Genomic DNA, 2489 nt, shown 5'->3' with positions numbered 1-2489 from the left:
GGATCGTACGGCGCGTGGTGCGCCTGGCAACCCCAGCTACGCTGCCTGGAGTGAGCGGGTGACCGACGCGGGCCTGCGCAGGGCTGACGAAAAGGGCGAAGGGTGTAACGGCATCGGCGATTCCCGCAAGCATCAATGCGAATGCTATCCCGGCAGTGCCGGTCGATCTCAAGCTCGATTTTTTCATTTGCATCCTCAAAGAACTCACAACTTGCCTGCGTTCAAATCCGTAGCCGATGAGGTCGCTCACCTGACGCAAACCCGGACCGCCGCCCCCGGAGGCAACATATTTTAGAGAATACTAATTATATAATCGGGCTTCTATTCGGATTGCGCAATTTCCGTCGAACTGCCTGCATGACGACTGGCGCCAATTCCGCGACCGAGTTTCACCCTCGTTGTCATCTTCTGGCACGTTGAAGTGTGTCCTTCGGGGACTCACCGAACAGCATGCGATAACTCGCAGCGAAACGGCCAAGATGGGTGATCCCCACCTCCATCGCGATCCTTGTGACGCTCAAGCCATCCGCTCCCCGCGCAGTGAGCAATCGCCTCGCTTCATTGAGGCGAACCGCCCTGATGAATTCCAGCGGGCTGAGAGCAAAGGCGGCGCGAAAGGCATACTCCAATTGTCGTCGGCTGATGCCGATTTCCTTGCACAACCGGATGATGGGGATGTCTTCGCGGATGTGCGCGCGAATAAAATCCTCGGCCGCCCATGCCTGTCGGAGGTGGCGACTGGAGGACCGATCTGTTTCGACGTTGCCACGGGCGCCAGCGAACGCGTTGGCTATGCCCCCCAAATATTCCGCCAACGCGATCGGAGTATGCTCCGGCAAGGCTGAATCGCTTGCGGCTTCCCCGAAGCGGTATGCCATCGCCTCCATCTGGCTGCGGAACATTTGCGCATCGCTGGCGGTGAGCCGAACGGCATTTGGATGGTCGGCCGCCCGATCCAAGATCGTGCCGGCGGAAAGTGCCTGGATTTCCACCCAGATCGACGTCGGAACAACGGCGCCCGTGTAGCGAAGGCCGGGCTTGACCGTCGCTGCGACGCTCGTGCCGGCGGGAATTGCCACGATCATGTCGTCCTTGAGCGGAATGCCGCAGATCGTCGAGTCCCGGGCCCGCTCTACAGCCACGATTGCCACGGAACCTGGATCAAAGCCGCCGTTGGCACGGAAGGCGCAATTGAATTCAGCCAGATCGAGCGCCCACTTGCCGTGGGACTGGATTTGCCGGAGGCGCGACGGCATTTGCCCTGGCGAAAGCCTGTCAACCTTCACGGGCAGCCCAGAGGCGGCATCGCCGAGCGCGTCTGGGCCAAGTTGCACGTCCCTGTGCGAAGTCGTTGGAGGCCACGCGCTCAAAAATGCGTCCTTTGCGCAAAGTGGATATCACAACACTTGTATTAGGTGTAGCTTAAACGCAAATTGCGCGAGATCAATTCGCCGCAAAATATCGCCGACTCACGGCTCTGGGGACGATGGACGAAGCAGATCTACTTATTGGGGAGGCGCCAGGCGTCTTGGCCGTACGCATCGCGTTGACGGCGTCAGCATCGCACGTTGGATCAAAGGCAATTTGACAGAGGGCAGGACCTGAGACGGCGCGGGACATGATGCGGGCGCGCACGCGCCGGCTAAGTATAGCAAATCGAGGAGCACCTTGAGGGGATGATCGTGAAAAGATTTCGTTTGGTAGCCTTGGGAACGGCCGTGATATCGGTACTTTGTGCCGTTGACGCATCTGCGGCGGACATCGCCAAGCAGCGGGATGAGGGCTGGACGTTCACTGTCGCCCCGTATCTCTGGGCCTCGGGAATCAAGGGCGAGAGCGGAGTCTTCGGATTTCCGCCTCAGGATGTCGATGTGAGCTTCAGCGACGTGCTGCACCACCTTAAATTCGGCTTCATGGGGCTTACGGAAGCTCGCAACGGGCCTTTCACAATCAGCACGGACATAGTGTACGCCAAGCTCGACGCCAACATAGGCACCCCGAAGGGAATCCTCGCGTCCAACATTGATGCGACGGTGAGCACTTTCATGGGTACGGCGCTGGGTGGTTACAGCGTTTACTATCAGGATGGGACGAATTTCGATCTTGTCGCCGGTGCCCGCCTCTGGTCGGTCGACAACAGTTTCGACTTCCACGGAGGTGTGCTGGATGGCAGGTCAGCGAGCGACAGCGATACGTGGGTCGATCCGGTGATCGGCGCCAAATTCAAGGCCGATGTCGGTGACGGGATCTACTTGGCTGGCTGGGGCCTCGTCGGCGGTTTCGGCGCAGGGTCCAAGTCAATGTGGGATGTGATGGGAGGGGCCGGTTATCAGTTCAACGACAAGATGTCGATTTTCGTCGGCTATCGGGCCGTGCACGACAATTATAGCCACGACGGCTTCGTGAACAAACTCACTCAGCAGGGTCCGATTCTGGGGCTCACTTATCAATTCTCGCCAGCCCATCCGGGATAATAGCGGATTGAGATG

The 2489-nt window shown here is 58.9% G+C and carries 2 protein-coding genes and 1 pseudogene; 1 reads left to right on the top strand and 2 read right to left on the bottom strand.

Features of this window, described 5'->3' with window-relative positions; translation table 11 throughout:
• Both EOA27_RS41665 and EOA27_RS31745 read right to left on the bottom strand, forming a co-directional pair.
• Positions 1 to 250 (bottom strand): annotated as a pseudogene (locus EOA27_RS41665) (hypothetical protein); the annotation flags it as partial.
• A gap of 151 nt (positions 251 to 401) precedes the next feature.
• Positions 402 to 1256, bottom strand: coding sequence for a helix-turn-helix domain-containing protein (locus EOA27_RS31745; protein ID WP_127258147.1), 855 nt, complete (start codon positions 1254 to 1256; stop codon positions 402 to 404).
• 420 nt (positions 1257 to 1676) lie between these two features.
• On the opposite strand from EOA27_RS31745, the gene EOA27_RS31740 reads away from it, so the two are divergent.
• Entirely contained in the window at positions 1677 to 2474 is a 798-nt protein-coding gene (locus EOA27_RS31740; RefSeq protein WP_127258144.1) for a hypothetical protein, read from the top strand.
• Positions 2475 to 2489 lie beyond the last annotated feature (15 nt).

The organism is Mesorhizobium sp. M2A.F.Ca.ET.037.01.1.1, from assembly GCF_003998075.1.
In the GTDB taxonomy this organism is placed as follows: Bacteria; Pseudomonadota; Alphaproteobacteria; order Rhizobiales; family Rhizobiaceae; genus Mesorhizobium.
Note: the sequence above shows the minus strand (reverse complement) of the source record. Positions and strands in the feature narration are given on the sequence as shown.

Excerpts from the sequence above, each read along its gene's own strand:
- EOA27_RS31745 (WP_127258147.1), bottom strand. The coding sequence starts at position 1,256 with ATGCCGTCGCGCCTCCGGCAAATCCAGTCCCACGGCAAGTGGGCGCTC.
- EOA27_RS31740 (WP_127258144.1), top strand. The coding sequence starts at position 1,677 with ATGATCGTGAAAAGATTTCGTTTGGTAGCCTTGGGAACGGCCGTGATA.